Annotated in this window: 22 protein-coding genes, 2 tRNA genes and 2 pseudogenes; 22 read left to right on the top strand and 4 right to left on the bottom strand. The window is 48.9% G+C overall.

The genetic code is table 11. From position 1 onward, the window contains the following. The 3 genes and pseudogenes from FP827_02820 to FP827_02810 form a co-directional block, all read left to right on the top strand. Positions 1–314: hypothetical protein (locus tag FP827_02820; GenBank protein ID MBA3052010.1), on the top strand; the 314-nt coding region annotated here is incomplete at its 5' end. A gap of 44 nt (positions 315–358) precedes the next feature. Further along, positions 359–805 (top strand): annotated as a pseudogene (locus tag FP827_02815) (recombinase family protein). Positions 806–1,210: 405 nt separating this feature from the next. Next, positions 1,211–1,312 (top strand): annotated as a pseudogene (locus FP827_02810) (hypothetical protein). A 633-nt stretch (positions 1,313–1,945) separates the two neighbouring features. Here FP827_02810 and FP827_02805 read toward each other — a convergent pair. Both FP827_02805 and FP827_02800 read right to left on the bottom strand, forming a co-directional pair. Then, positions 1,946–2,038 (bottom strand) — tRNA-Ser (locus FP827_02805). Positions 2,039–2,088: 50 nt separating this feature from the next. Continuing rightward, positions 2,089–2,949, bottom strand: coding sequence for a hypothetical protein (locus tag FP827_02800; GenBank protein ID MBA3052009.1), 861 nt, complete (start codon positions 2,947–2,949; stop codon positions 2,089–2,091). 208 nt (positions 2,950–3,157) lie between these two features. Between FP827_02800 and FP827_02795 the strand changes: the two genes are divergently transcribed. After that, positions 3,158–4,267, top strand: a complete 1,110-nt coding sequence (locus FP827_02795; GenBank protein MBA3052008.1) for a hypothetical protein — start codon at positions 3,158–3,160, stop codon at positions 4,265–4,267. A 172-nt stretch (positions 4,268–4,439) separates the two neighbouring features. Here FP827_02795 and FP827_02790 read toward each other — a convergent pair. Beyond that, positions 4,440–4,523 (bottom strand) — tRNA-Ser (locus tag FP827_02790). 110 nt (positions 4,524–4,633) lie between these two features. Here FP827_02790 and FP827_02785 point away from each other — a divergent pair. The 6 genes from FP827_02785 (at position 4,634) to FP827_02760 (ending at position 11,116) form a co-directional block, all read left to right on the top strand. Next, positions 4,634–5,965 (top strand): hypothetical protein, encoded by a 1,332-nt coding sequence (locus FP827_02785; protein MBA3052007.1) that lies wholly within the window; start codon positions 4,634–4,636, stop codon positions 5,963–5,965. Continuing rightward, positions 5,966–8,323, top strand: a complete 2,358-nt coding sequence (locus FP827_02780) for a hypothetical protein (protein ID MBA3052006.1) — start codon at positions 5,966–5,968, stop codon at positions 8,321–8,323. Further along, positions 8,298–8,777 carry a response regulator gene (locus tag FP827_02775; GenBank protein MBA3052005.1) on the top strand — a complete coding sequence of 160 codons (480 nt, stop codon included), beginning with the start codon at positions 8,298–8,300 and terminating at the stop codon, positions 8,775–8,777. Before FP827_02780 ends, FP827_02775 begins: the two co-directional genes overlap by 26 nt. A gap of 95 nt (positions 8,778–8,872) precedes the next feature. Further along, positions 8,873–9,313: a response regulator gene (locus tag FP827_02770; protein ID MBA3052004.1), complete on the top strand. Its 441-nt coding sequence runs from the start codon at positions 8,873–8,875 to the stop codon at positions 9,311–9,313. Further along, positions 9,300–10,145 (top strand): transketolase, encoded by an 846-nt coding sequence (locus FP827_02765; protein ID MBA3052003.1) that lies wholly within the window; start codon positions 9,300–9,302, stop codon positions 10,143–10,145. The genes FP827_02770 and FP827_02765 overlap by 14 nt, the downstream gene beginning before the upstream one ends. Then, entirely contained in the window at positions 10,142–11,116 is a 975-nt protein-coding gene (locus tag FP827_02760) for a transketolase family protein (GenBank protein MBA3052002.1), read from the top strand. Before FP827_02765 ends, FP827_02760 begins: the two co-directional genes overlap by 4 nt. Before the next feature lie 17 nt (positions 11,117–11,133). Here FP827_02760 and FP827_02755 read toward each other — a convergent pair whose 3' ends face one another. Next, positions 11,134–12,477: a hypothetical protein gene (locus FP827_02755; GenBank protein MBA3052001.1), complete on the bottom strand. Its 1,344-nt coding sequence runs from the start codon at positions 12,475–12,477 to the stop codon at positions 11,134–11,136. Positions 12,478–12,567: 90 nt separating this feature from the next. On the opposite strand from FP827_02755, the gene amrB (FP827_02750) reads away from it, so the two are divergent. From amrB (FP827_02750) to FP827_02695, 12 genes are all read left to right on the top strand, one after another. Then, positions 12,568–14,061, top strand: a complete 1,494-nt coding sequence (amrB, locus tag FP827_02750) for an AmmeMemoRadiSam system protein B (protein MBA3052000.1) — start codon at positions 12,568–12,570, stop codon at positions 14,059–14,061. Then, positions 14,045–14,341 (top strand): hypothetical protein, encoded by a 297-nt coding sequence (locus FP827_02745; GenBank protein ID MBA3051999.1) that lies wholly within the window; start codon positions 14,045–14,047, stop codon positions 14,339–14,341. The genes amrB (FP827_02750) and FP827_02745 overlap by 17 nt, the downstream gene beginning before the upstream one ends. Before the next feature lie 42 nt (positions 14,342–14,383). Continuing rightward, a complete protein-coding gene (locus FP827_02740; protein MBA3051998.1) occupies positions 14,384–15,142 on the top strand; it encodes an endonuclease V in 759 nt (252 codons plus the stop codon). Continuing rightward, positions 15,139–16,014 (top strand): AmmeMemoRadiSam system protein B, encoded by an 876-nt coding sequence (gene amrB, locus FP827_02735; GenBank protein MBA3051997.1) that lies wholly within the window; start codon positions 15,139–15,141, stop codon positions 16,012–16,014. Before FP827_02740 ends, amrB (FP827_02735) begins: the two co-directional genes overlap by 4 nt. Next, positions 16,011–16,973 (top strand): ABC transporter ATP-binding protein, encoded by a 963-nt coding sequence (locus FP827_02730; protein MBA3051996.1) that lies wholly within the window; start codon positions 16,011–16,013, stop codon positions 16,971–16,973. Before amrB (FP827_02735) ends, FP827_02730 begins: the two co-directional genes overlap by 4 nt. A gap of 2 nt (positions 16,974–16,975) precedes the next feature. Beyond that, positions 16,976–17,785: an ABC transporter ATP-binding protein gene (locus tag FP827_02725; GenBank protein ID MBA3051995.1), complete on the top strand. Its 810-nt coding sequence runs from the start codon at positions 16,976–16,978 to the stop codon at positions 17,783–17,785. Between the two features lie 8 nt (positions 17,786–17,793). Then, on the top strand, positions 17,794–18,744 hold the full coding sequence (locus FP827_02720) for a hypothetical protein (GenBank protein ID MBA3051994.1): 951 nt from the start codon (positions 17,794–17,796) through the stop codon (positions 18,742–18,744). Between the two features lie 7 nt (positions 18,745–18,751). Beyond that, positions 18,752–20,824, top strand: a complete 2,073-nt coding sequence (locus tag FP827_02715) for a glycosyltransferase (protein ID MBA3051993.1) — start codon at positions 18,752–18,754, stop codon at positions 20,822–20,824. After that, a complete protein-coding gene (gene rimO, locus FP827_02710; protein MBA3051992.1) occupies positions 20,821–22,128 on the top strand; it encodes a 30S ribosomal protein S12 methylthiotransferase RimO in 1,308 nt (435 codons plus the stop codon). The genes FP827_02715 and rimO overlap by 4 nt, the downstream gene beginning before the upstream one ends. Beyond that, positions 22,112–24,205, top strand: coding sequence for a DUF2723 domain-containing protein (locus FP827_02705; GenBank protein MBA3051991.1), 2,094 nt, complete (start codon positions 22,112–22,114; stop codon positions 24,203–24,205). The genes rimO and FP827_02705 overlap by 17 nt, the downstream gene beginning before the upstream one ends. Then, entirely contained in the window at positions 24,202–25,620 is a 1,419-nt protein-coding gene (locus tag FP827_02700; protein ID MBA3051990.1) for a phosphomannomutase/phosphoglucomutase, read from the top strand. The genes FP827_02705 and FP827_02700 overlap by 4 nt, the downstream gene beginning before the upstream one ends. Then, the coding region (locus FP827_02695; protein MBA3051989.1) for a glycosyltransferase family 2 protein at positions 25,617–26,321 on the top strand (705 nt) is incomplete at its 3' end. The genes FP827_02700 and FP827_02695, both read left to right, overlap by 4 nt.

Below are 26,321 nucleotides of genomic sequence, written 5' to 3'. Positions count from 1 at the left end.
TGAATATTTTATTAGAAAATAAAATTATCATCAAAGAGGATAATATAAGAATTGCTATCCCGGCTCCACTTAATTTTTGTCTGCATAAATTACTTATAGCTCAAAGGAGAAAAGACAAATCCAAAAAATTAAAAGATATGGAACAAGCCATATACATTTTAGAAATTGTTGATGAAAAACAATTTAAAACTACTTATAATAGCTTCCCTAAAAAGTGGCAGAAATATATCTTACAAAGCTTAAAGGAAGCCAAAATACAAATACCACTTCAGGAAAAAAATATAAATAAAATATTAGATACACTACAATCGTGATAAATGATTGATTTGTAGTGCAATATATTTTATAAAGGAGAATTATGAGCAAATATTTTCTTTATGCCCGAAAATCAACAGAGTCAGAAGACCGTCAAGTTATGAGTATAGAACAGCAGATTGCCGAAGTTAAAGAATACGCTAAAAAGGAAGGACTGATTATTGTTTCTGAGTTCACAGAATCTATGACAGCCAAGAAACCCGGGAGGATTGTTTTCAATGATATGCTGGCAAGACTTGAAAAACGAGAGGCTGACGGAATCCTTGCATGGAATCCCGACAGGCTAGCAAGAAACTCGATTGACGGCGGGAGAATAATATACCTCGTTGATACCGGGATAATTAAAAGTTTGAAATTCCCGACTTTCCGCTTTGATAATAATGCTTATGGGAAATTCATTCTTTCTATAGCTTTCGGGCAGTCTAAATATTATACCGACAGCCTCTCTGAAAACATTAAACGGGGAATCCGTCATAAACTCCGCAAAGGCATCTGGCCCCAGTGGGCTCCTTTAGGTTATTTGAACGACCACAAAACAAAAACCATTGTCCTTGATAAAGAAAAAGCTCCCCTGATAAAAGAGGGTTTTGAATTATACGCAACAGGCAATTACTCTCTTAACACATTGAAAAATATTTTATTTGAGAAAGGATTGATCGGAAAAAAAGACAAACTATTAGGAGTGAGCAATATTCAATACTTTCTCAAAAATCCGGTTTACTATGGAGTTATCCGATATGCCGGAGAAATATATGAAGGTTCCCATCCTCCAATAATAACAAAGCGGATTTTTGATAAAGTGCAAACAGTTTTAAAACAACGACATCGAGCGACGAGAAAGAAAAAATATAACTTCCCTTTTCGCGGTTTTATCCAGTGCGGTGAATGCGGAGGAATGATAACTGCCGAGATACAAAAGAAACGATACATCTATTATCACTGCACCAAGAGAAAGGGGAAATGTTCTCAGCCCTATAATACCACAGAAGAAAATATTTATCAGCAGTTATCTCTTGGACTATCAGCTATATGGCTGAATGATAAAACCACTAACAAGATTTTGACTGACCTTGAGAAATACAGAACTGATGAAAGCAAAACTATCTCGTCGCTCTCTGAAAAATTTGAAAAGACATTGACCGATATTAGTCAGCGCCTTGACCGTTTACTGGAAGGCTATATCAGCGGACTGATTGACCCTACCGAATATCAGAAGAAGAAAGCGCCTTTGATTGAAGAAAAAATTGAGATCAAACAAAAACTGGACAGTTTGAAGAATGAGAGTAACAGTTGGTTCGAACTCGCTAAGGATATTGTTTTAACCTGCAATTCCGTCGAGAAAATAATAAAAGAACGGAATTACGCAAATTTGGTTAAAATTTGCCGAAAAACCGGTTCGAACTTCGTTTTAAGGGACAATACCCTATCATTTTTATTTCGAAAGCCGTTTGATTCCTTTGCAGGCAGGCGACCCGCCTATCGCCTGCCTATTAGATTTGTTCCGTCAAAGACAAGGACAATTGTTTCTTCCAAAAAAAATGGAAGAGGCTCTCTTAAAAATGAAATGACTGCCAACGGCAGTCGCGAAATTTTTGAGGGGGTATTCAGTAAAAAACAAGAACAAGCGCGATGGCGGAGAGGGAGAGATTTGAACTCTCGCGGGCCCTTACGGACCCCTACAGGTTTAGCAAACCCGCCCCTTCAGCCGCTTGGGTACCTCTCCGCATTGAGATGTATTTTAGCAAAAATCAGGAAAATTAAAAGAGAGCTCTCTCAGCGCTTTACAAAGATGCCGCTGACAAAGCGGTACACAGGGTGCATCTTTTCGTGGAATTTTCCGGCAAAAACGAGGGCCGTAAAGGCGGCGACACTTTTTGTAAGACCGCCCATAACATAAAAAATACCGAATGACTGAACATCTATCACACAAGTGGTGAGCGTAAATATAATTCCGGCGCTGGCAAGAATAAAATTTTTAGTGACAAGACCCAGATAGAGCGATACCATAGGAGCGACAAACATATACCAGTCCCCTATCGGAGCCTCAAGAGGATAATAGACATCGGGCACATGCTGCCACATGAGATCGGCTATCCAGAACAAAGAACCGAAGACGGCTGATGTGAACCTGTAAACGGTTTTATTTTTTGATTCATCATTGATGATGCCCGGGGATGCCTTGATAACAAGCTCTGAAAATTTTTCAAGCAATCTGCCCGGAAAACTTTTTCTCATACAGCCCGCTAAATTTCTGAGGCTGTCCTTAAAGACCATTTGTTCCAGACGGTTCAGCGGCGAAGTTATGGCTTTCATGAGCGGATCTATAAAAAACTCTTCGAGTTTCAGCGCCCATGTCATGAACATGACGCCGAATGAACTGAGCCGCCATGACCAGAGCTCTTTTAAGCCCAGCGATAGCGCCGCACCCGGCACAAAAGAGCCTATGTTCCCGGCCGTGTCCTTATTGTCTCTGGTGGAGCCTTCCACATTAAAATAAGCCACCCACGCGTGCGGCTGCACTGACACGCCGCGGTCAACAGAAAAATAAATTCGCGTGCCGAGGAAGAGATTGAAGCATTTATAAGCTGTTCTCAGGACAGCTTCAAGGGCGGACGCGAGTATTCCTTTTTCCATATTTTTAATTTTATTTTCATCGCGCCGGCAAAAACTTTTGAGCGCGAAGCCTCCCCTTGGGGAGAAGAATAACATATTGCCGCTGTTTTGACCAACCATGTGCGTTTCTCAATAATTTTGTTTGCAAAGATCCGGTTCCTTTGGTAGTATAAACGCAGTGAAAAACATCACAAAACATAACTGTGCTCAAGTGCGGGAGGAAACAAAAATGAAAAAAACTTTAATTTTAATCGCGGGACTCTTCTGTTTGCTACCGCTTACTCAATCTCACGCGAATGAGCTTGAGTATAAAATCGGTTACGAATCCATACCGGGGAAATTTTTTACGCCGATTTACAAGGAACACTACACATGGACAGGCGCAGCATGGGGCGGCAGCGCTTCAACTTATACTCAGCATGAACAAAGTGTGAATTACTCGGTTCTATTTTTCAGAGTCAGTAAATCTTTTCCTCTCACCCGGTCATTCCGGGCAGAATTTGAAACAGGCATGGGTTTTGCTAAAGACGGTTTGAAAAAAGACTGGTCTGTTAACGGTTCCACAAATGCCGCAACCGACCTTACCGCTGATTTTCCCGCCCAGTGGTCGTGGGCTACTTATCCTCCGAATGAAAATTATGATTGGTTTTACAATGTAAATCATGACATCTGGATTATTCCTCTTACGGCAAAAATTTCTTACAGGCCGGCGCAGAAATTTCTTCAAAGAGAATCCCGTTTCAAACCGCGTTTTGCCGCTGGTTTCGGCGTATATCTCGTTGGCATGAAGACAGAGGAAATATACGGCCGTAAATATTTTGATTATGGTGGCGGTTATGGTCCGGGGGAGATAGATATCTCCGGTCACAATAAATATTACACTTCTCCGCTGGATATAGTTATTCCTGTTTTCCAGCTTGAAACGGGCTTTTTATACGATTTTAACAATACCATTGCTATGGGTTTTAATCTCGGAGCAAGTTATCTGAAAGGCAGAGATGAGACAGACAAAGACACTTATAATGGAACTATTACGAACAGTGTTCTCAGGGATGGTTATTCGCTGGGCGGATTGGCCTATAATATGTCGCTTAGTTTGAATTTTAGCTTTGAAACCGACGGAAATAGCGTAAAAGCGAGTCGCCCGCAAAACTTGAGTGAGTCCCAGGAAAAAGAACTTAAAAAGAAATACTGGACAAAAGCGGTGCGGGAATACAACAAAGCGAATTACGAGAAGGCCATAAGCTACTGGGAGAAAATACTGGACATGGATCCCGGCCACAAAGCATCTCTTCAGAAGATAGAGCAGGCCCAGAAGATGATGAAGAATTATGAGTGATACGGAGGCGGGAGGATTCGCCCACAAGTAAATTTCCTGACGGAAATTTCTCGCGGGCCGCCCCTCGCGGCGCTCGCCTTTTCTCGCTTCCGCTCGTCAAACTCGCGCATCGCTGCGGTCTTCGAATCCCCGCGCGGGATAAGCAGTTATCCCGCTCCGTATTATGTTTTTTCGGAGGCGGGAGGATTCGAACCCCCGAGGCTCATCACCTAACGGTTTTCAAGACCGCCGCCATCAACCACTCGGCCACGCCTCCAATCAGAAGTTTTATCGTCTATAAATAGCATATTATTCAATTTTTGTGAATTGAATTCATCTGATTTTTGTGTTTGACCTTTTGGCGCATAGTTTGGTAGAATAACATCTATGATTAAAAAATGGGAAATTAAATCCAGCCCCGCTCCGCGCTTTCCGGACAGAAAGCTTTTGCTCATGTCGTCGAAAGGTAAGGATGACGCGGAAAAGCTTAAGAAAAGTTTCGCCGGATACATGGGCGTTGTGGTCAGCAGTGATAACGCCGATTTTCAATGGGCAGCGTATCTTTACGGCGCTTCGGCCAACATAGAAAAACTCATCAATCAGGAGCTGAAGGAATTATCCCTTGAAAGCTCCGCAAAGACAGCGAAAAAAAGCGAAACTCCGCCGCCTAAAAAAGAGGGGGATATAGCCCTCGGGGTTGAGACAAAACCGGTGCCGCTGGAAGAAAAGCCCTCCGAAAAGAAAGCCCCGCCGGAAAAGAAGATGGAATTTCCCAAAAGAGCGCCTAAGCCGGAGGAAAAAACACCTGACGCTTCCGACGCCAAGGCAGAAAAGTCCGACGAGCCGGCTAAAAAAGAGGAGAAAACAGAAAAGCCCTCTTTGTCCGAAGGCGCGGTAGCGGAAACGGCGCAGATGCCGGTGATCGAAGCGCCTGCAAAAGGCGCAGAATCCGCGGGCCCGGTGATAGAACAGTTTGAGAAATCTTCTGCCCCGCCCAAGGCTGTTCCCGGCGTTGCGGATCTGCTGGAGACTTTTGACAAACCCGCCGCGTCGAAGGCGCCGGCGCCCGAGACCGCGGTAAGTGAGACGAAACCCGAGCCGGCGAAAACTGAAAAAATCGAAGGCGCGACCGCGCCTAAGACGGCGGACTTGAAAGCCGCGCCGGAGATAGAAAAATTTGAACAGTTCACACCCGACCAGAGCGTGGCAAAGCCCCTGGCCGGTCCCCTGATAGAAACTTTTGCTGAAAAAACCGCCGAGCCAAAGACAGCCGCCGCCTCGGAAGCATCAAAAGAGGAAGCCGCTGCCCCGCCGGTTAAAGAGACTGAGCCCGAGAAAACGGAGGCGCCGCCCGTAAGAAAAGATGCCAAGGCCATAGATGTGCTTTATCTTTGTCCTGAGAAAGCTAAGGATAAAGCGGATATCGTTAAAGAGAATATAGCGAAAATAGTCGCGGAAAAGAATATAAATTTTGATTTCAAGCCGGCGGGTGTTGTCGTGTATTCTCCCGGCGCCAGCAAAGAGAGCGTAATGGAAGAGATCGCTAAATATAAATTCAGCTTTGTTCTCGTCGTGGCTCCTGACGCTCTGGGCGAGGAGCTCCTCAGGGAGATAAAGAAAAAGGGTTTTGTCCCCAAAGTGATAACTGATGACAATATTGACAAAAAATTCAGGTATCTTAATCTAATTACGGATATTGTTTTATCGCCCCGGAGGTAAATGATAAAAGGCTACAAGCTTGTTTATAGCCCGACGTCAGACAAGCGTTTCCGCTACAAAGTCAAACTAAGCGCTGATGAAGTCTCCTGTCTGGGTGTAATAAAAGAAATAGGCCCTATCTGCGGCCGCCCTTTTAAAAATATTGGTTCCGATTTCGAGAAAGCTTTTTATGTCTATGGCTCGTCGGACGAAGTAAAAGCGCAAATAATTTCCGCGCTGGAGACTCGCGCCGCGGACGCGCCAAAACCGGGAAAGCCCAGTCCCGTTCCGGAGGAATTTCAGCCGGAACATCTGCATGGCGCTGTGACAGCGAAGGCCGCCCCTTTGCCCGAGGCGGCCGAGGCATCCGCATCAGGAGATGCCTCGCTCCTTTCGCCCGCTCAGGGCATTCCGCCGCCTCCGGAAAAAGAAATCGCGCCTAAGGCGGAAGCGCTTCATTCATCGGGGCAAATGCCCAGCGGTGCAACGCCGGACTTGAAAGCCACGCCCGAGACTGTTGTTCCCCCGGCTTCGCAGGCAACCCCGACGCCTAAGGCAGAAGGCGTTTCTGTATCCGAATTTATGCAAACGCCTGAGCCGGAAGTGAGCCCTGATGTGACGAAGGCTGTTATCATGGCTCAGGATGAGGAGGGGGCTTTCGATATCCCGCCGCTTAACGGCAGATACAGATTTGATAATTTATACGAAGGCGGTTTTAACCGTTTTCTGAAACAGGCCTGTGAAGATATAGCCAAAGAGTTTTCGCCGTCTTACAACCCGCTGTTTATATGGGGCGGCGTGGGCAGAGGTAAAACCCATCTGATCCAGGCGCTCGGCAATTTCATTAAAAGGCACCATGAGAGCAAGAAGGTTTTTTACATACAGGCGCAGGATCTGATAACGATGATACATGAAGCTTTGGTTTCTCCCGCCAAAAAGATCCTGCTACTTAAGAAATTAGGTTCAGCCGACGCGCTTCTTATAGACGATATACAGTTTCTTGAAGGCGATGAGATACAGAGCGTTTTTTTTCTGATTTTTGAAAGGGCTTATCAGCAGGATCACCAAATCGTCTTCACCTCAGACAGGAGCCCAAAGCAGCTTGCGGGTTTCGCCGACCGTCTGCGCTCAAGATTTGAATGGGGGCTTGTGAACAAACTGCAGAAACCTGATTTCAACTCGCGCAGGGAAATCCTCAAAATGAAAATTTCCACGGAATTCACCTCTCTCAAGCTGACCGAGGAGATGCTGGATTACATAGCCGACAAATTCAAGGACAACATAAGAGAGCTTGAGGGCGTGCTGAAAAAACTGAATATTTATCACAAATTGCAGGGTGAAGAAGTCACCATGGAGAGCCTGAAAAATATTGTGGCGGAGCTATTGGGCGAGGAGACGCCCGAGGCCGCATCGTCTGCCCCGGCACCTGCGGCGAAAGACGCCGAGACCGCTCCGGCTGCGCCTAAGACGGCGGACTTGAAAGCCGCGCCTCCTGGCGGCAATCTCCCTGTACCCGGGGCGCCGGCTGCCGGGCAGAGTAAAGCCAGCGCGCCGCCCGCGAAGGATGACAAGCTTCCGCCGCCGGCTGACTTTCCCCCGCCCCCTCCTGAGGCTCAGTGCCCCAACTGCGGATCGGAACTGTCACACATCGAGATGTATGACAGGTGGTACTGTTACAGTTGCGGGCGTTACGCCCCTCCGGATTTCGGAAAGGGCAAACACGGTGTTTCGTCAATGGCCCATAAAAAAGATAAAAAAGTAGATATGGAAAAGTTGGCAGCCCTGGAAGAACTCCGTAAGTTAGCCTCGCCGCAGAACACCGAGCCCATACCGGTTATAGAAGAGAAAGATTATGAGTCCGCCGAAGCCGCGCCTGTATCTAAGTCGCAGGAGCCGGCCGCGCCGGAAACGAAAGAGAGTTCAGCGGCGCCGATCAAGTTCACAAGAGAAATACAGTGCGCTCTTTTCTATCCGGTCAGGGGGGATAACGCCATTAAGACAGTGACTGAGTACATGGGGACAACGGTGACCAAGCACCGGCTTCACATAAAGTTTGATTTCATAGTGCAGCAGGAATATAAAATCCCGCAAATAAATTTCAGTTCGTTTTTAAATGTTCTGCACACGGCAAAGGTGAAGGTGGCGATTGTTGTGGGCCCGCCGGGCAACTCCGGCGTCAATGAGGATGAGTTTTATGAGAAACTCAACGGGATGTTCGCTGATGAGGGCCTCTGTTTTGAGTACATAGCCTACAAGGATATCAAACAGAGCTATGAATACCTGAATATCGTGCTCGATATAGCTAATTTTGGTAAACAGAGGCTGGGATATAAAATGATCAAGGAGGAATTCCATGGCGGTGATAGCAAGAAAAGATAAACCCCCGCTGGTGCTTATAATCGACAGTGACAAGGAGGTCGTGAAGCTGCTGAGAGTATATCTCACCGATGAGGGTTTCAGGACATCGGAGGCTTATGACGGTATAAGGGGTGTTCTCCATGCCCTCAACGACAATCCCGATCTGATCATCACGGAGCTGAATCTCGGACGGCTCTCCGGTTACGAGCTCATAAAAAGACTGCAAACGGTTTCCCGCCGGACCGCGCAGGTGCCTGTGCTGATTCTTTCGGCCAAGGCACTTTCTCCCCAGGAGCGGACGGGCCTTGTCGAGCTGGAGCCGAATGTTGTTGAGTTTGTGCCAAAACCTATAACGCACGGAGCCTTTATGGTTAAAGTTCATAAGATACTTGGTACGGGAATGAGCGAAAAAGAAGTTCTTGAAAAACTGGAGAGGCCCAGGCATCTCAGTTCGGGGGAAAAGAGCATAGGCTGATAAATGGAAATACGGGGCGTTTTAAAGCGTCTGTTTCCATTGAGCGGAAAAACTTGTTATAATAAAAAGTTTTTAGAAAACGCAAGGAGTTTATAATGGCTAAGATTCTAGTGGTTGACGACGACAGCAAAATTCAGATGGTGATACGCATCATGCTGCAGAAAAAAGGTTATGACGTCAGGTGCGCGTCATCCGGCATTGAGGCTTTTCAGGAAATACCCGAATACAGGCCGGATCTTATCCTGCTGGATGTTATGATGCCCGGAATGGACGGCTATGAAGTGTGCCGGAAACTCAAATCTTCGGAAAGCACAAAAGATCTTCCCGTAATAATGCTCACGGCGCTGGGCATGGGTGAGGATTTCGAGAAAGCCATTGAAAATGGGGCCGACTGGTACATAGTGAAGCCTTTTAACTCAAGGCAGCTGCTTTCAAGAGTGTCAATGCTTCTGGACGGAGAGAAACCGGCCGAAGAAAAAACCGGGGAAGATAATAACGAAGAAGAAAAAACGGGGGAGGAAGATAATGGAAATTAGGCAATTGGAAAAAAAGGCATGGCTTATAAGGAAGGACATAATAAAGATGATCTCCGCTGCTGGCAGCGGCCATCCCGGCGGTTCACTTTCGGCCGCCGATCTGATGACGGTCCTTTATTTTGACGAGATGAACATAGATCCCGCGAAACCCGATAAAAAAGACCGGGATTATTTTGTCCTTTCAAAAGGACATGTGTGCCCCGCTCTTTACGCGGCGCTGGCGCACAGGGGATATTTTGATACGAAAGAACTTATCACTTTGAGAAAACTCGGGTCGCGCCTTCAGGGGCATCCCGGCGTGAACAAGGGCCTTCCGGGCCTTGAGGCCTCCACGGGTTCTCTCGGACAGGGGCTGTCCGTTGCCGGAGGCATGGCGCTGGCTTTCAAGCTTGACGGAAAACCCAACAGGGCATATTGTATGCTGGGCGATGGGGAGCTCGACGAAGGAAGCGTTTGGGAAGCGGCGATGTCGTCGGCGCATTATAAGTTAAGCAATCTTTGCGCCATGGTTGATAACAATGGCCTTCAGATAGACGGGGCGGTGGAAGATGTGATGAACATCAACCCTATTCCTGAAAAATGGAAAGCTTTCGGCTGGAATGTGATTCAGATAGACGGCCATTCCGTGAAAGAAATCAAGGAAGCTTTCGCGAAAGCCAGGGAATGTAAGGACGCGCCGAGCGTGATAATAGCCAAAACCATCAAGGGCAAAGGCGTGTCTTTCATGGAAAATATCGCCGGATGGCATGGCGTCGCGCCGAATCCGGAGCAGGAAAAAGCGGCACTTGCGGAACTGGACGAGAAAGAAAAATTGTGGGAGAAAATAAAATGAAAAAAACAGAACTTCCGGAAATAGATTTTGACAAACCAAAGCTGGAATCAACGCGCGAGGGTTATGCAAAAGGCCTGGTGAAATCCGGAGAAAAAAACCCGGATGTAGTCGCGCTCGGCGGAGATATCACTTCATCCACAAAGGTGTCGCTGTTTAAGGAAAAATTCCCGGATAGATTTTTGTCCATGGGTATAGCCGAGCAGAACATGGCGGCCACCGCCTGCGGACTTGCTCTGGCCGGCAAGGTGCCGTTTTTCTCGACCTACGGCGTTTTTGCATCGGGCAGATGCTGGGATCAGATCAGGACATCCATATGTTATGGTGATGCCAATGTGAAAATAGGCGGAGCTCACGGTGGCGTTTCAGTCGGGCCCGACGGCGCGACACATCAGGCGCTTGAGGAAGTGGCGATAATGCGTTGTATACCCAACATGCAGGTGATAGTGCCCTGCGATGTTCATGAAACCGAAAAAGCGACGCTTTGGGCGGCCGAGAACAAGGGCCCCGTTTACATAAGGTTCGGCCGTGACGCAATGCCCATAATCACGGATGAGAAAACGCCTTTCAACTTCGGTAAAATAGCCAAATACAAAGAAGGAACGGATGTGTCCATAATCGCCTGCGGCCCGCTGGTGTTTGATTCGCTGAAAGCGGCTTTTATGCTTGAAAAAGAAGGGATTTCCGTCGCCGTTTATAATCTTTCCACGATCAAGCCCATGGATGTGGAAGGTGTGCTTGAAGCTTCAAAGACAGGCGCCGTCGTTACGGCGGAAGAAGCGCAGGTCATGGGCGGGATGGGTTCGGCCGTGGCGGAAAGCCTGGTGAAAACAAATCCTGTACCTATGGAATTTGTCGGTGTTCAGGACAGGTTCGGCGAATCCGGCGAAGCCCGCGAGCTCATGCATGTTTTCAATGTGACGCACAAAGATGTTTTCGCGGCTGTCAAAAAAGTTCTGGCCAGAAAAAAGTAATTTCAAAAATAGTTAATCTATTTTTTGATTTTGAGTAAAGCGCTGTTTACGGCTTTGAGAACAGGGTCCCATACAGGGGCGACAGGCGGCGCGTAAGTCAGGTCAAGTCCGGCCATCTCGCGCAATTTCATTTTCTGATATACGCAAACAGAGAGAACATCAATGCGTTTTGCGACGCCTTCTTTCCCCATCATCTGCGCTCCCAGAAGCTGGCCTGAAATTTTTGAAAAAATAAGTTTCGTTATGATTTTTGAGCTTCCGGGATAATAACCGGAGCGTGAAGTTGATTCAGAAACGGAGCTTAAAACTTCGCCCGCGGCCTCCCGTGCGTCTTCTTCGCTGAGCCCTGTTTTCGCGACTGTCATATCAAGAATATTTCCCGCCATGCTGCCGGTGATCCCGCGGAAACGCTCATCACCGCCGGCCGCGTTTATTCCGGCTATTCGTCCCGTTTTGTTGGCCGTGGTGCCGAGCGGCATATAGGTATTTTTTCCGCTCACCAGGTGTTTCACCTCAACACAGTCACCCGCGGCGTATATGGAAGGAATACTTGTCTGCATCTTCTGGTTTGTGAGCACGGCTCCCGTTTCTCCCAGCTCGCATCCAGCCGCGCTCGCCAGTGCCGCCGACGGTTTTGTTCCTGTTGTAAGCAATACCATATCGTAATGGTATGATTGTGACGGTGTTTTTATGTCCACTCCCCCCGCCGATGATGGTGAGGCCGAGGCCTTTGTTTTTAAAATTTCCACATTATTTTCCGTGAGATATTTTTCAAGAAGGACGCTTATCTCACTGTCAAAGCCCGGAAGTATCGAGCTCCCTCCCTCAAAGACCGTGACTTTCATTCCGAGCTTGCGGAAGGATGAAGCCGTTTCCAGGCCTATCATCCCGCCGCCTATAACCGCCGCTGTTAAGGGTGAGGAGCTGTCTATAAATTGTTTTAAGGCGAGGCCGTCTCCTATATTTCTCAGAGTAAAAATTCCTTTGCCTGAATCGCTTTTTACCGCCGAGCCGCCTGCGGCTATAATCAGCCGGCTGTATGGCAGAAGCGTGGCCGTGCCGTTTTTAAGATCAAGGATCTCAACGCCTTTGGAAGAGGGGTGTATTCTGACGGCTTTTGTCAGCGTCAGCACTTTTATGTTCCGTTTTTTTTCAAAATATTCTTTTGTCCGCACGCTGAGACTGTTTATGTCTTTGATTTCGCCTGATATGAAATAAGGAAGGCCGCAGGATGCCCCGGAGATATAGGGGCTTTGTTCTATCACGGTGATATCAAGATCAGGGTCCGTCCGTCTTGCCTGGCTGGCGGCGCTCATGCCCGCGGCGTTTCCACCGATTATCAGAAGTTTGCCTTTTTCCATCTTTGGATTTTACATCAATTTGACCGCCGTGTAAATTCCTTTCTTCGAGCGCTTCTTTTGAATTCGGGGAATATTTAATATAATTCCCCGATGAGAAAAACACTGTTTTTATTTGCCGTAGCGGCGCTGATTTTTTTCGGCTGCGGAGCGCGCGTCGAGAAAAAGATCAGGAACGCCGTTTGCAGAGGTTCGTGGTATCCCCCGGACAAAGACACTATCGCGAGCCGGCTTGAGAAATATACCGCCGTGCAGGTTTCTACCGGCGGTGTTTCTGTGCCCATTCCCTTTAACGGTACCGTTATAGGCCTTATTCTGCCGCACGCCGGCTGGGTTTATTGCGAATCTGTCGCCGCGGAAGCGGTCAAACTTATTAGAGGGAAGACATTCAATGATGTTATCCTTATCGGCCCCTCACACAGGGAAGCTTTTAGCGGCATAGCCATAGATGATTCTGAGGCCTGGGAAACCCCGTTTGGCCTCAGGCGCGTTAATGTGGAGATCGCGAATAAGATCAATGTTCTCAAGCAGGCCGCGTTTAATGGGAAAATCCATAAGAAGGAGCACTCCCTTGAAGTCGTTCTTCCTTATCTAGAAGCGGCTCTCGGGGATTTTTCATTAACGCCTGTCATCGTGGGCCAGAGTTTTGAAGATTCCTCCGCCCTGGCCCGTCGAATTGCCGCGCTCTACAAGGAGGCGGAAGGCCCCTTGTCCCTGCCTGGCCGGAAGGCGTCGAAGGGGGGGATGCTTTTCGTCGCGTCAAGCGATATGAGCCATTACCTGACTTATGAACAGGCGAATGTTATGGATCGGAGCTGTCTTGCGTATATAAAAAATTTTAATAGCGAAGGTTTGAAGACGGCGCTTCAAAGCGGTGAGGTTCAGCTGTGCGGAGCCAACGCTGTGCTGGCTGTGATGGAGGCCTCGCGGCTGGCGGGCGCCAATGCCGTCAGGGTACTTAAATACGCGAATTCGGGTGATACCACGGGCGATAAATCCCGCGTTGTAGGTTACGGCGCGGTTTGTTTTTACAGAAAGGGGGTGGGGATGCTGAACAGTGATGAAAAAAAAGCTCTTTTGAATATTGCCAGAAAAACGGTTGAGCAGTATGCTTCAACCGGCAGGGTGCCTGACTTTAATATTGAATCGGAAAGGCTGAAAGAAGTGCAGGGGGCCTTTGTCACTCTGCGGAAAGGGGAAATGCTGAGGGGCTGTATCGGAAACATTGTGGGCGCGAAGCCGCTATGGGAGACCGTCAGAGACATGGCGGTGGAAGCCTCATCCCGCGATCCGCGATTTCCGCGTGTGACAAAAGATGAGCTGCGGGATATAAAAATAGAGATATCCGTTTTGACACCGCCCCAGAGAGTGGCGGCGGATGATGTTGTTCTCGGCCGTGACGGCGTTATAGTCCGGCGGGGCGCGAGGCAGGGAGTGTATCTGCCGCAGGTGGCCGATGAGACGGGCTGGAGCAGGGAAGAATTCATGAATTCCCTCTGTAAGCACAAGGCCGGTTTGGAGGAGGAGGCGTGGAAAGACGATGACACAGATATTTTTACATTTCAGGCGGATGTTTTTTCCCAGTAGCATGAAGGCTTTATTCGTATTAGTTGCCGCCGCCGCATTTTTTTCGTGCGCGAGGCAGTTCCATTACAGTTCCGGCGAGGCCGGGCGCGTGGCGCGCTATTTTCAGGTGGACGAGAATGAGGTGAGCCGCATTTATTCGTCCAGCGGATTCTCATGGGATGAAACGATCAGACAGCTTCTTGAGGCTAAAACTTTATCAGGCGGCGAGGCGCCTGAAGATTTTTCCGCCCGTTTCGAAGAAGAGGCGGAGAAGATCAGGAAAGAGTGCGCTGTTGAGTAAGGGTTACAACGAACATCTGACAAAAAATTTATTTGTTTCGTTATGAAAATTAAGACTGAGGGAAAAATCCTCTGTTTCGCGAAAGATATAAAACAGGCGCACGAAATACAGCTGCGCATGAAAGATAAAATAGCGCGCAGAAATATGATAGATTACCAAAGCGCCGATTTAATAGCGGGTTGTGATGTCGCCTATAAAGGCGGCCGCGCGAAATCCGCGGTGACGGTTTATTCAAAGAAGCAGAAGAAGTTTGTCGAAGATGTCACCTCGGATGTGCTCTGCAAATTTCCCTATGTGCCGGGTTTTCTCGCTTTTCGCGAAGCCCCGTCTCTGATCGCGTCCCTTGAAAAACTCAAAAGTGACCCTGATATTTTTATTTTTGACGGCCAGGGGCTGGCACATCCTTTTCACATGGGCCTTGCCACACATATGGGTATTGTGCTCGACAAACCCAGTGTCGGCTGCGCCAAGAGCAGGCTTTACGGCATAGCCGAAGAGCCCCCGCTCATTAAAGGTTCATACACTTTTATAAAAGAGAGAACGGGAGAGCTCCTGGGAATTTGTTTCCGCTCGAGAAAAAGCGTTAAGCCCCTCTGGCTTTCCATCGGATGGGGCGTTGATATTCCCCTTGTGCTGGAAACGGTCTCGGAGACCATGGGAAAATATAAGCTGCCGGAGATAATGAGGCGCGCCGATAAGCTGAGCAAATTTGAGAAAGCCACGCCTAAGCTGAAAGTGCGCCGGGGCGCAACGGCGGACTCGGAAGTCCCCACCTCATCACGCGCGATGGAGGATAAATGATACGGAAAGCCGTTTTCGCGGGGAGTTTTTATCCCGGTGATAAAAAAGAACTTGAGAATATGATAGACGGTTTTTTGGCCTCAGCCCGGAAAAATTTGAAAGCCCGGCAATGCCCGCCATCCGCCACGGCAGACTTTCAGCGGCGGACATTCTGCCGCGGCCTGATAGCTCCTCATGCGGGCTATGTATATTCAGGACAGACACAGGCCTATTCCTACAGCGCTCTTATCCCTGAAAGAGTGGTTATTCTCGGAGTTAATCACACCGGATCCGGCGGGCCTATCTCTTTATTCGGCGACGGCGCATGGGTCGTTCCAAACGGTACGGCTGAATGCGATGTTGAATTTGCCCGGACGCTTGCCGGGAAGATCCCGTCTCTTGCCGCCGATGTTTCTTCCCACATGAGAGAGCACTCGATAGAGGTGCAGATACCGTTCCTTTTGAGGCGTAACCCGCGGGTTAAAATAGTGCCTATCTCCATGTATGATTACAGCGTTGACACCGCGCGGGCTCTCGGAAAAGCTTTGGCCGAAACAGTTAAGATCTTTCCGGGCACGCTTATCGCGGCCTCTTCCGATTTCACGCACTGCGGTCCCGGTTACGGCCAGCTCCCGCCGAAGGGCATGAGCGCCGCGGATTGGGCGAAAAAACAGGATGCTCTCGCTGAAAAAAAAATACTTGCTCTGGATGCAGCGGGACTTTTTGAGACCGTTCATGACAACGGGATAAGCATGTGCGGCCTGGGGCCGGTGATGGCGCTCATATTCGCGCTTCAGGATTCGTCGGCGGAAAAACTTTATTATGACACATCGTCATCCGTCTCCGGCGATTATCTTTCCGCTGTAGGTTATGCCTCTTACGCTTTCAGATGAGGGGAAACAGCGACGCTTTCCGCGCGATCCTTGAGATAAAAAATCTTTCCGTTGTCTATAATCACAGAACGCTGGGCCGGGTCTATGCTCTTTCAAACGTGTCAATGGATGTGCGACCGGGCGAGGCGCTCGGCATTGCCGGCGAATCGGGATCGGGTAAATCGACGCTGCTGAAAAGCATATTGCGTTTGTTCAATCCCGGGGAAACAGCGGCCGTCTCGGGGGAAATCCTGTATCTCGGCAGGGATGTTATGAAAATGGATAAGGATGCGCTTCTGGCGCTTCGCCGGGGCGGAATTTATATGATATTCCAGCATCCATACTCGGCCTTCAATCCTGTTATCAAAATAGGCCGTCAGCTTGATGAGACCATCCGTCTGCACGGTTCCAGGCGAGAGGCCCCGGAGCTGCTCGAGGCCTGCGGCCTTGACGGAAGAATCCCCGATTTGTTCCCGCACAATCTTTCAGGCGGGCAGCTCCAGCGCCTGCAGTTCGCTATGGCGCTGGCCTCGGGCGCGCGCATTCTTCTGGCGGATGAGCCCACGACTTCTCTTGACGCTGTTTCACAGTTTGAAATAATAGAGCTGATCAAAACGCTGCTTGAAAAAGAATCTCTGACGCTGCTTTTTGTTTCCCATGACCTTTCGCTGATCAGATATCTCACGGATCGTGCCGTTATTTTTTACGGTGGGACGCTCATTGAAGATTCTCCCTGCCCAGATCTGTTCAAACACCCCCTGCATCCCTACACGGACGCCCTTATCAGATGTATTCCCCAGCCGGATCGCGAGCCCGGAATTATTCCTGGCGATCCGCCCGATTTATCAAATCCGCCAGCCGGATGCCCGTTTTTCCCGAGGTGTTCTAGGGCCTGTGATATTTGTCTTGGCCCTGTTCCGCTCATGAGAACATCCCACAAGGTGAGATGTTTTAACGCGGGGCCTTTCACGGAGTTTTGAAAATGCTGCTAGAGCTGAAAAACATAAACAAGACTTTTTACACTGAAAAGGGTCTGCTTTTTTCCCGTGGCGCGGCAAAAGAAGCCTGCAGAAACATCAATATGACTATTTCATCCGGCGAGATTGTCGCCCTTGTGGGCGAGAGCGGCAGCGGCAAGACGACCCTCTCGAAAATAGCCGCGGGCCTCCTTTCGCCCGATTCCGGAGGCGTTTTCATAGAGGGCAGGGCTCTTGAGAAATACAGCCCACTGGAGAGAGCGTCAAAAATAGGAATAGTTTTTCAAAATCCCTCTGAGAGCCTGAACCCTGTGCTCACAGGCGGGTTCATTATAGGAGAGGCCCTGAAAAACAGGAAGAGGCTCGGTGATAAAACGCCCGTCGAACTCTCTTCCGTGGAGAGCATATTCGCGGAATTCTCACTTGATATAAAACTGGCCTCGGCTAGGCCCGGAGAAATGTCCGGCGGTCAGCGTCAGAGACTTGCCGCGGCGCGGAGTTTCGCGATGTTCCCTTCGTGTTTGGTGCTGGATGAGGTGACATCTTCGCTGGATGTGTCAACGGCGGCCTCAATTATAAAGCTGCTGAAAAGAATTAATTCGCGCTACGGCACTGCGATGCTCTTTATAACCCATAATCTTGTTCTGGCGGAAATCATCTCAGAAAGGATGTTCGTTATGAAAGACGGCGGGATTGTTGAAAGCGGCTCCACATGGGAGGTCTTCGGCCATCCCAAAAATCCCTATGTGAGACAACTAAAAGCAGTGGTAAAAGCAGTGGGGTCAGGTCTTGACATTAGACATGATAAATATTAAAAAAAGCCATGAGCCGTCCAATAAGAATTGAATACCCTGGCGCCGTTTATCATGTGATCTCCAGAGGTGATGCCAAAGAGAAAATATTCAGGGATGCTGACGATTATAAAAAATTCCTGGATGTTATAAAAAAGGCAAAGCACAGATACGGCACAATTGTGTATGCTTATGCGTTGATGCCGAATCATTATCATCTTCTGATTGAAACCACCCGTGCGAATCTTGCACGTTTGATGCATTGTGTTCAAACAACCTACAGCGTATATTACAACAACAGGCACGGCCGTACAGGGCATGTTTTTCAGGGACGCTATAAGGCGATTCTGGTGGAGAAAGACAATTATCTTCTCCGCTTGAGCCGGTATATACATTTGAACCCTGTGAGGGCGAAAATGGTTAAGAGGCCGCAAGATTACATATGGAGCAGTTTCGGCGAATATTCCGGATTTGCTGATAGTCATGTATCAGAGCCTGAATTTGTGATGGAGAGTTTTGGCTCTTCATCTGCTGAATCAATCAGAAAATACGCTGAGTTTTGCGGAATTGATGACAGCGAAGAGATCAAAAAACTCATTTACGGGCAGTTCGTGATAGGGAGCCGTGAGTTCACCGATAAAGTGAAAAAAATTCGCGCAGCCGGAGGAAAAAATTTGAGTGGTGAAATAAGTGGCGGCCGTAAAATAAAGACGAGAAATTCCAAGGACAAAATAATCAATGAGACGGCGCGCGCCTACGGAGTAACAGCTGATAAAGTTCTGAAAAAACAGGGGCTTCCGAGACAGACGGCGATGTATCTGATAAGGAAACACACGGACATGAAGCTTACAGATATAGCGGAGATGTTTGGCGGTATGCATTATACCGCTGTGAACAAAATTGTGATGAGATTTGAAAAAAAAGCGCAATTGGCAGATATAAGAATAAAGCTTGGTACCATTGAAGCGGTATTTGTGAAGTAAATGTCTAATGTCAAGACCTGACCCCATAGTACCCATAGTAGAAATTAAGTTAATTGCGGAGAAATACCCGGATTCTTACATTGTGGGCGGGGCGGTGAGGGATCTGCTGCTGGGAAAAGTGTCGCGTGACATAGATCTTGTGATTCCCGGGAATTTGCCCAAGGCTGCGAAAGAGCTTGCCTCTGTTTTCTTGGCGCCCTATTTTGTGTTGGACAGCGAAAGGCAGGTGTTCAGAATAGTGCTCCAAAAAACACATGAATGGTACCTGGATCTCTCACCGCTGAGAGGAGATATAAAAAGCGATCTGCTGAAAAGAGATTTTAGCGTTGACGCCATGGCTGTACCCATTGCGGAATGGCCTTCGCCAAGGCATTATCTGGATCCCACCGGCGGGGTGAAAGACCTGAAAGAAAAAACAATACGCATGATCTGCCCTGAGGTCTTTCAGGACGATCCTCTGCGTTTGTACAGAGCTTTCAGGATCGCCTCGCGCATAGAGGGAAATATAGATCCGGGCACACTTTCGGAAATAAAGAAAAATGTTTCACTGATCTCCTCTGTCGCGGGTGAAAGGATAAAAGATGAACTTTTTTTTATTCTCGCGCATCCTCATTCCGCCGGAAGGCTGGATGATATATACTCGGCCGGGCTTTTTGATGCCACCTTTTCAGAGTTTGCCGCTTTCGGCGACAGGAACGACAATTATTATCACAAGGGCGGTTTGTGGGAGCACTCGCTCGAGACACTCAGGAAATTTGAGGAAAAAGTGCTGGCCGGGAATTTTGAGCGTTTCGCGGAATTCAGATCCGACTTGGATAAATATTTTGACCGGCACACGATTATTTTAACGAAACTGGGTTGCCTGCTGCACGACATAGGAAAAGCGGAGGCCGCATCCAGGGTGTCGGGACGCTTGCGTTTTTTCGGACATGAAAGGATAGGGAGTTTTCTCGCGAGAAATATAATGAGAAAACTCAAGAGCAGCCGAAGCGATATGAAATTCGTTTCGGATGTCGTGTATCATCACATGAGGCCGTCAAACATGAGCGCTCGTTCCACGGAGCGGGCTTTTTACCGCTTTTTCAGGTCATTCGCCTCTTCCGCGCACCTGGCAGCGGTTTTTACGGCCTTTTGCGACAGATATTCTTACGAGACCGCCCCCGGCAGATTCGCGGAAATGGTTAATCAGGAGAATTTTACGGAAAAAATCTTGCGCGTATATTTCAGGGAGAAAAAAATAAACAGGCCGCCGCTTTTAAACGGCAATGATGTAATGGAGGCGCTCGGAATTCCGCCGGGGCCTCTTGTGGGCAGGATAATAGAGGCGGTGGAGGAAGCCAGGGCCGCGGAAAAAATAAAAACAAAGGAAGAAGCCATGGTATACGCGGAAGAAATCAAAGACAGTGTACCTCTTATGGATGTCAGTGTGATAGTGCCCGCATACAATGAGGAAGCCACCATAGGGGAAGTGCTGGATAAATTAAAGAATTTGCCGGCGTCGTGGGAGCTGTTGGTCATTGATGACGGTTCCGCCGATAAAACCGCGGAAATCGCGTCCCGTTATAAGGTGCGCTTACTCAGGAATGAAACGAATAAGGGAAAAGGCGCGGCTTTAAGAGCCGGCATAGCGAGCGCGCGCGGAAAGTACATAGCCGTGCAGGATGCCGATACTGAATATGATTCTCTGCAGCTCAAAGCCCTTGCCGAATATGCCCTGAAAGAGGATGTCGACGCGGTTTATGGTTCCAGGTTTCTCCGGAAAAATCCGGTAAGGTACATCAATTTTTTTCTGGGCAATTATTTCGTGTCGGCGTTTATAAGTGCCATTTTTTTGTCGCGCGTGACAGACGCATACACCTGTTATAAAGTTGTGCGCTCTGAACTGCTTAAATCCTTTAATCTCCGTTCGGGCGGTTTTGAAATAGAATCCGAGATCACCTCAAGACTTCTGAAAAACGGCGTCAAGATCATAGAGATGCCCATATCTTATGAACCCCGCTCAAAGGAAGAGGGCAAAAAGATCCGTCCGCTCGATGGTATTAAAGCCCTGATTGAGGCATTGAGGGTGCGATTTTCATGACCAGCGATATAAAAAAAGCGCATTTTGTGTCGCTCGGCTGCGCCAAGAATCTGGTTGACAGCGAAAGCGCCGCCGGACTCCTGGGAAGTGAAGGATGGGCGGTCAGCGCTTTTCCGGAGGAAGCGGACGCTGTTATCATCAACACATGCGCTTTTACGAGAGCCGCGCGCGAAGAGTCAAATGACGAAATAAAAAATCTTTCCAAAAAAATACCCTCTTCCGCAAAATTAATCGTGTGCGGCTGCCTTGGGCAGAGGGATAAAAAAAAACTTTTTGATAGATTCCCGCGTATAGACGCAGTCGCGGGAAGCTCGGACTACAGGCGCATAAGCGGCATTTTGAGAAAGCTTTTTTCTTCAGGCGCTAAAGAGTCCAAGCGCCTGCTCTGTGTGGGAAAGGCGGATTTTATAGCCGACTTCTCGATTCCGCGTCTTATTTCCACTCCAACTTCATATGCTTATGTCAAGATAGCCGAGGGATGTTCCAATCACTGCAGTTACTGCGCCATACCGGCGCTGCGCGGCGAATTCAGGTCGAGGAGCGAGAAAGACATATTAAGGGAAGCCGCGGCTCTGGCTGAAATGGGTATTAAAGAGCTGGTCCTCATTGCCAATGACAGCGCCTTTTACGGTAAAGATCCGACGGGTCGCGTGCTGGGAGGGCTTCTGGAAAAACTTAACCGGATACAAAAAGTCCGCCGGATAAGAATTCTTTACATGCATCCCGCTCATATCAGCGAAGACCTTATAAAAAAAATAGCATCTCTTCCCAAAGTCGCGCGTTATTTTGATATACCTGTTCAGCACACGGACGATCACATATTGGCAGGGATGAGGCGTCCTCCATTCGGCGGAATGGAAGCTCTGATAAATATTATCAGAAGGCACATCCCCGGAGCGGCGCTCAGGACGACTTTTATAACGGGTTTCCCGGGTGAAAGCGAAAAACGCTTCAATAAATTGACACAGGATGTAAAGAGGCTTAGATTCAGCTGGGCCGGGGTCTTCGCTTATTCTCCGGAAAAAGGCACTCCCGCCGAGAAAATGAGCGGCCGTCCGTCTGCCGCGGAGGCCTTGGGCCGTGCGAAAACGCTTATGAAAATCCAGCAGAAAATCAGTTTTGCATTTGCCCGCAGCTTTGTCGGGAAAAGACTGGATGTCATAGCCGACAGCCCTTTCAGGGGCAGAACGGAATTCCAGACGCCGGGGGTTGACGGTGAAGTGATTTTTATGAAAAAACAGCGCCCGGGCGGGATGAAAAAAATGCCGATACGCGCGTCAAAAGGCTATGACCTCATCGCTTAAAGTAATAGTAACCGTCCCCATTATAGCTTCGCTCATCGCGGCCTTCGCTTTTCTTTTTTATATGCGCAGCGCATCCGGTGAGCTTGCCGCCTACAGAGACGCGGGGGAACTCGCCGCTGTGTCGGCGACTCTTTCAGTGGCCCATCCGCCGGGTTATCCCGCCTACGCTATCTTCGGGAAATTTTTTAACACCTTTTTTATTTCCGGCAACCCGGCATACCGCACAAAGTTCCTGAGCGCGTTTTCCGCGGCGGCCTGCGCGGCCCTGTTTTACCTGCTGTTTCTCCGGCTGGGTATCCCGAACACAAGTGCAGCGGCCCTCTGCATGGTGTTTATTTTTTCAAAAGTGAACTGGCTTCTCGCGATCGTGAGCGAATCCTACGCGCCGGATATGTTTTTTATCATGATACTTTTCTATATCGCCTATTACGCGAAATCTTATCCGAGGAAACTTTTTGTTTTTGCTTTTGTCTCCGGTTTGGCTATGGGCGTGCGTCCCACTCCCGTGCTGGCTCTGCCTTCGTTCGCTATGATTTTTTTAACGAAGCATCCTTTCCGGTTGAGCGAATATGCTAAGGCTTTCTTTTTTTTCCTGGTGGGGGCTTCTGTATTCCTTTATTTGCCCCTGAGGTCGCTCGCCGATCCTCCGATAGACTGGGCGGACCCCGAGACGCTTGCTCAATTTATTTATTCCGTGACCCGCAAAGCCTACGGTCACGGGCTGGACAAGATATCCGATCTCTACACGCTGCGGGAAACTTTTTTTCCGCAGCTGGCGGTATTCAGCAAAGACCTTTTTTTTCAGTTTACGCCCCCGCTTTTTTTAGCCGGTATAGCCGGCGCTGTGAAAGGGCTGAAGAGCAATCCGCTGATAAGATCGCTCTTTGTTTTTTTTATCGTGACAGGCCCTTTTTTCCTCTTTATTTCAGGTATGCCAGCCAATGAGCATGCCCTTGTGATAGTTGAGGCGGCTTATCTTATCCCCTTTGCCTGTTTTTTTGTCTTTGCCGCCTATGGAATAAAAAAAATTCCCGCTGTTTTCGCCGCGCCCGCAGTTTTGTTATGCGCGGGGTGGCTCCTGTTCAGCAATGAGTCAGGGCTCAATCACCGTAAGAATTTTTTTGCGCGGGACTGGGCCGGGAATGTTTTCGCTTCGGCGCCGCGGGATTCTATCGTTATACTGCGCAAGGATGTCCAGCTTTTTTCATTGTGGTATGAGAATCTCGTCCGCGGCAAAAGAAAAGACTCGCTTTTTATCGCGCAGGGCATGATGAGGGCACCATGGTACAGAAAACAGCTCCTGCGCGACGGCCGCGTTATTCTTCCGCCGAGTGACATTGAGGGCGACGAATATTTTAAAAAGTTCATTTCTTTAAACGGCAATGTTTTAATAACGAGGCATTTTGAGGCCGGCCGGGATTTTTTCAGCGAAATGAAGCCAGTCACCGCGGGCGTTCTTCGCGGCTTTGATTCTCCGGTTTCCGGAGACCCGTCAGGCAGCATGTTTTTTTCCGGCGAATTTTCCTCAATGTTTTATGAAGATTTTTACGCTAAAGAACTGTGCGGAGATTATTCCGACGCTTTCAGCTCCGGGGGGCTGGAATTCTACGCCAGCGGGGATTTTGACAGGGCGAGCAAATTGTTTCTTAAAGCCATAGCTTTTGACCCCTATAATTCCCAGGCTCTGTATAATCTTGCCGCGAGCTCCTATGAAACGGGAAGATATGAAGACGCGCTAAAATACTACGGTTTCGCGAGGGTTGCCCTGGACAAAGAATACAGGGACAAGCGCACAGCGCCCTTTATAGACAAGTCGCTGGCGAGAAACTATAATAACACGGGCGCTGTTTATGAAAAACTGGGAAAAGATGACGAGGCGCTTGATTGTTATAAGAAATCAGTGGAAAAAGACCACGATTTCGCTCAGGGTTATTATAACTGCGGGGTTATATACTGGAAAAAAAAGGATTGGGCTCAAGTCATTTCAAGTTTTGAGGCCTGCCTAAAAGCGGATCCGCAGAATTCTCAGGCCCGCCGTTATCTTGAAATGCTGAAAGGGGAAGGAGGAAGATTATGAGTATCAATGAACTGATTTTCAGGGAGTACGATATCAGGGGGATCGCCGAGCGCGATCTGGATGACAATTCACTTGTGAAAATAGCGGGGGCGCTTTCAGCCATGTTCCTGGATAAGGGGGTGAAGAGAATAGCCCTGGGGCGAGACGGGCGGCTGTCTTCGCCGAGAATATCCCGCAAGATGATAGATTCATTTCTGTCCTGCGGCCTTGATGTCGTTGATATAGGCATGGTCGCCTCCCCGGTTTTTTATTTTGCCTGCCATGAAATGAAGATTAACGGGGGCATAATGATAACGGGCAGCCACAATCCCTCCGAGTATAACGGCATGAAGATATCGCTCAATCAGGCCACGATCTATGGCGACGATATAAGGGCGCTGTTGGAAAGGGTGAAGGCGGGAGAAAAACCCGAAGGCAAAGGAACCCTTGAGACGGCCGATGTCGTGCCCGCGTACAGAAAATACATCAGGGAGAATATCAGCGTCAAAAGAAAACTGACGATCGCCGTGGATTCCGGAAACGGCGTAGGCGGCGGCATAATCATTCCCGCCCTGCGGGAGATGGGCGTGGAAGTTGAGAGCATATTCGAGGAAGTGGACGGCAATTTCCCGAATCATTTTCCCGACCCTACGGTTCCTGAAAACCTGACAGCCCTCATTGAGAAGGTGCGTGAGAAAAAGGCCGATTTCGGCGTTGCCTTTGACGGCGACGCGGACAGGATAGGCGTTATAGATGAGAAGGGAAACATCATCTGGGGAGACCGCCTCATGGCTCTTTTTTCTAAATCTCTTTTGAAAGAAAATCCGGGCGGGAAAATCGTGTTCGAGGTCAAATGCTCCAAAGCTCTGCCTGAGACAATAGAAAGGCTCGGGGGCAAAGCCATAATGAGCAGGACGGGGCATTCTCCCATAGAGGCCCGCATACAGGAAGAAAATGCCCTCTTCGGCGGGGAGATGAGCGGTCACATATATTTCAACGACAGGTATTTCGGCTATGACGACGCTCTTTATACGGCCGCTCGCCTTGCGGAGCTTATCGCTTCCGCGCCTCAGGCGCTGTCTTCGTATCTGGATGATGTGCCCGCATATCCGATCACGCCCGAGATCAGGGTGGACTGCCCGGACGAGATAAAGTTCGGTGTTGTGGGCAAATTGTCCGCGTATTTTCAGAAAACGAATGAGGTTATTACCATAGACGGCGCGAGAATAATTTTTGAGGACGGATGGGGCCTTTGCAGGGCCTCCAACACCGGCCCGGTTATTGTCATGCGTTTTGAAGCCTCCACACAAGAGGGCGTGGAGAGAATAAAAAAAGAAGTAACGGGAGTTTTGAACGGCATACTGGAAGATTACAAAGGGGGACAGTCCCCATCTACGACTTCGTCCGTAATGGGGACTGTCCCCGCCAGGAAATGATTTATTTTCTTCTGGCCGCCTACAACGAGGCGGAGTCGATAGAACCTGTCTTTACAAGCATAAAAAGGGCGATAAGCAGAGATTTTATCATTCTGCTTGTGGACGACGGCTCAAATGACGGCACATCGGGAAAGGCCTCGTCTGTCGCCCGTCATTTAAACATAAGTCTGGAACTAATAAGGCATCCGCGCAATCTGGGCCTCGGGGCGGCTCTCAGGACCGGTTTTGAATGGATAGATAAAAATGCCTCGCCGGATGACATTGTTGTCACAATGGACTGCGACGACACCCATCCGCCGGAGACGGTGTCGGCGATGATCAATAAACTCGGCACAGGATCGCGTCCCGGCTGTGATGCTGTTATAGCGTCCAGGTTCGTTGAGGGCGGCCGCTGCAGCGGCGTGTCTTTCCTGAGGAGTGTTATAAGCCGCGCGGGTTCTTTTTTCATGAGCGCCATTTTTCGCGGAAGCGCTGTTTCCGACTGGACATCTGGATTCAGGGTATACAAGGCCGCCGCTTTAAAAAAGGCCGGCGTACCCTCTCTTATGCGGGCAAAAGGTTTCAGTGCTCAGCTCGAGATCCTTTTTCTTCTGCTCGGCTCCGGAGCTCTTATTGGCGAAAGCGCTCTGCGAATGGATTATTCGCTTAAAAAAAGTCCTTCCAAGATGCGGCTCATTCCTTTGCTTTTTGAGTACCTGCAT

Source organism: Candidatus Omnitrophota bacterium (assembly GCA_013791745.1).
In the GTDB taxonomy this organism is placed as follows: domain Bacteria; phylum CG03; class CG03; order CG03; family CG03; genus CG03.
Note: the sequence above shows the minus strand (reverse complement) of the source record. Positions and strands in the feature narration are given on the sequence as shown.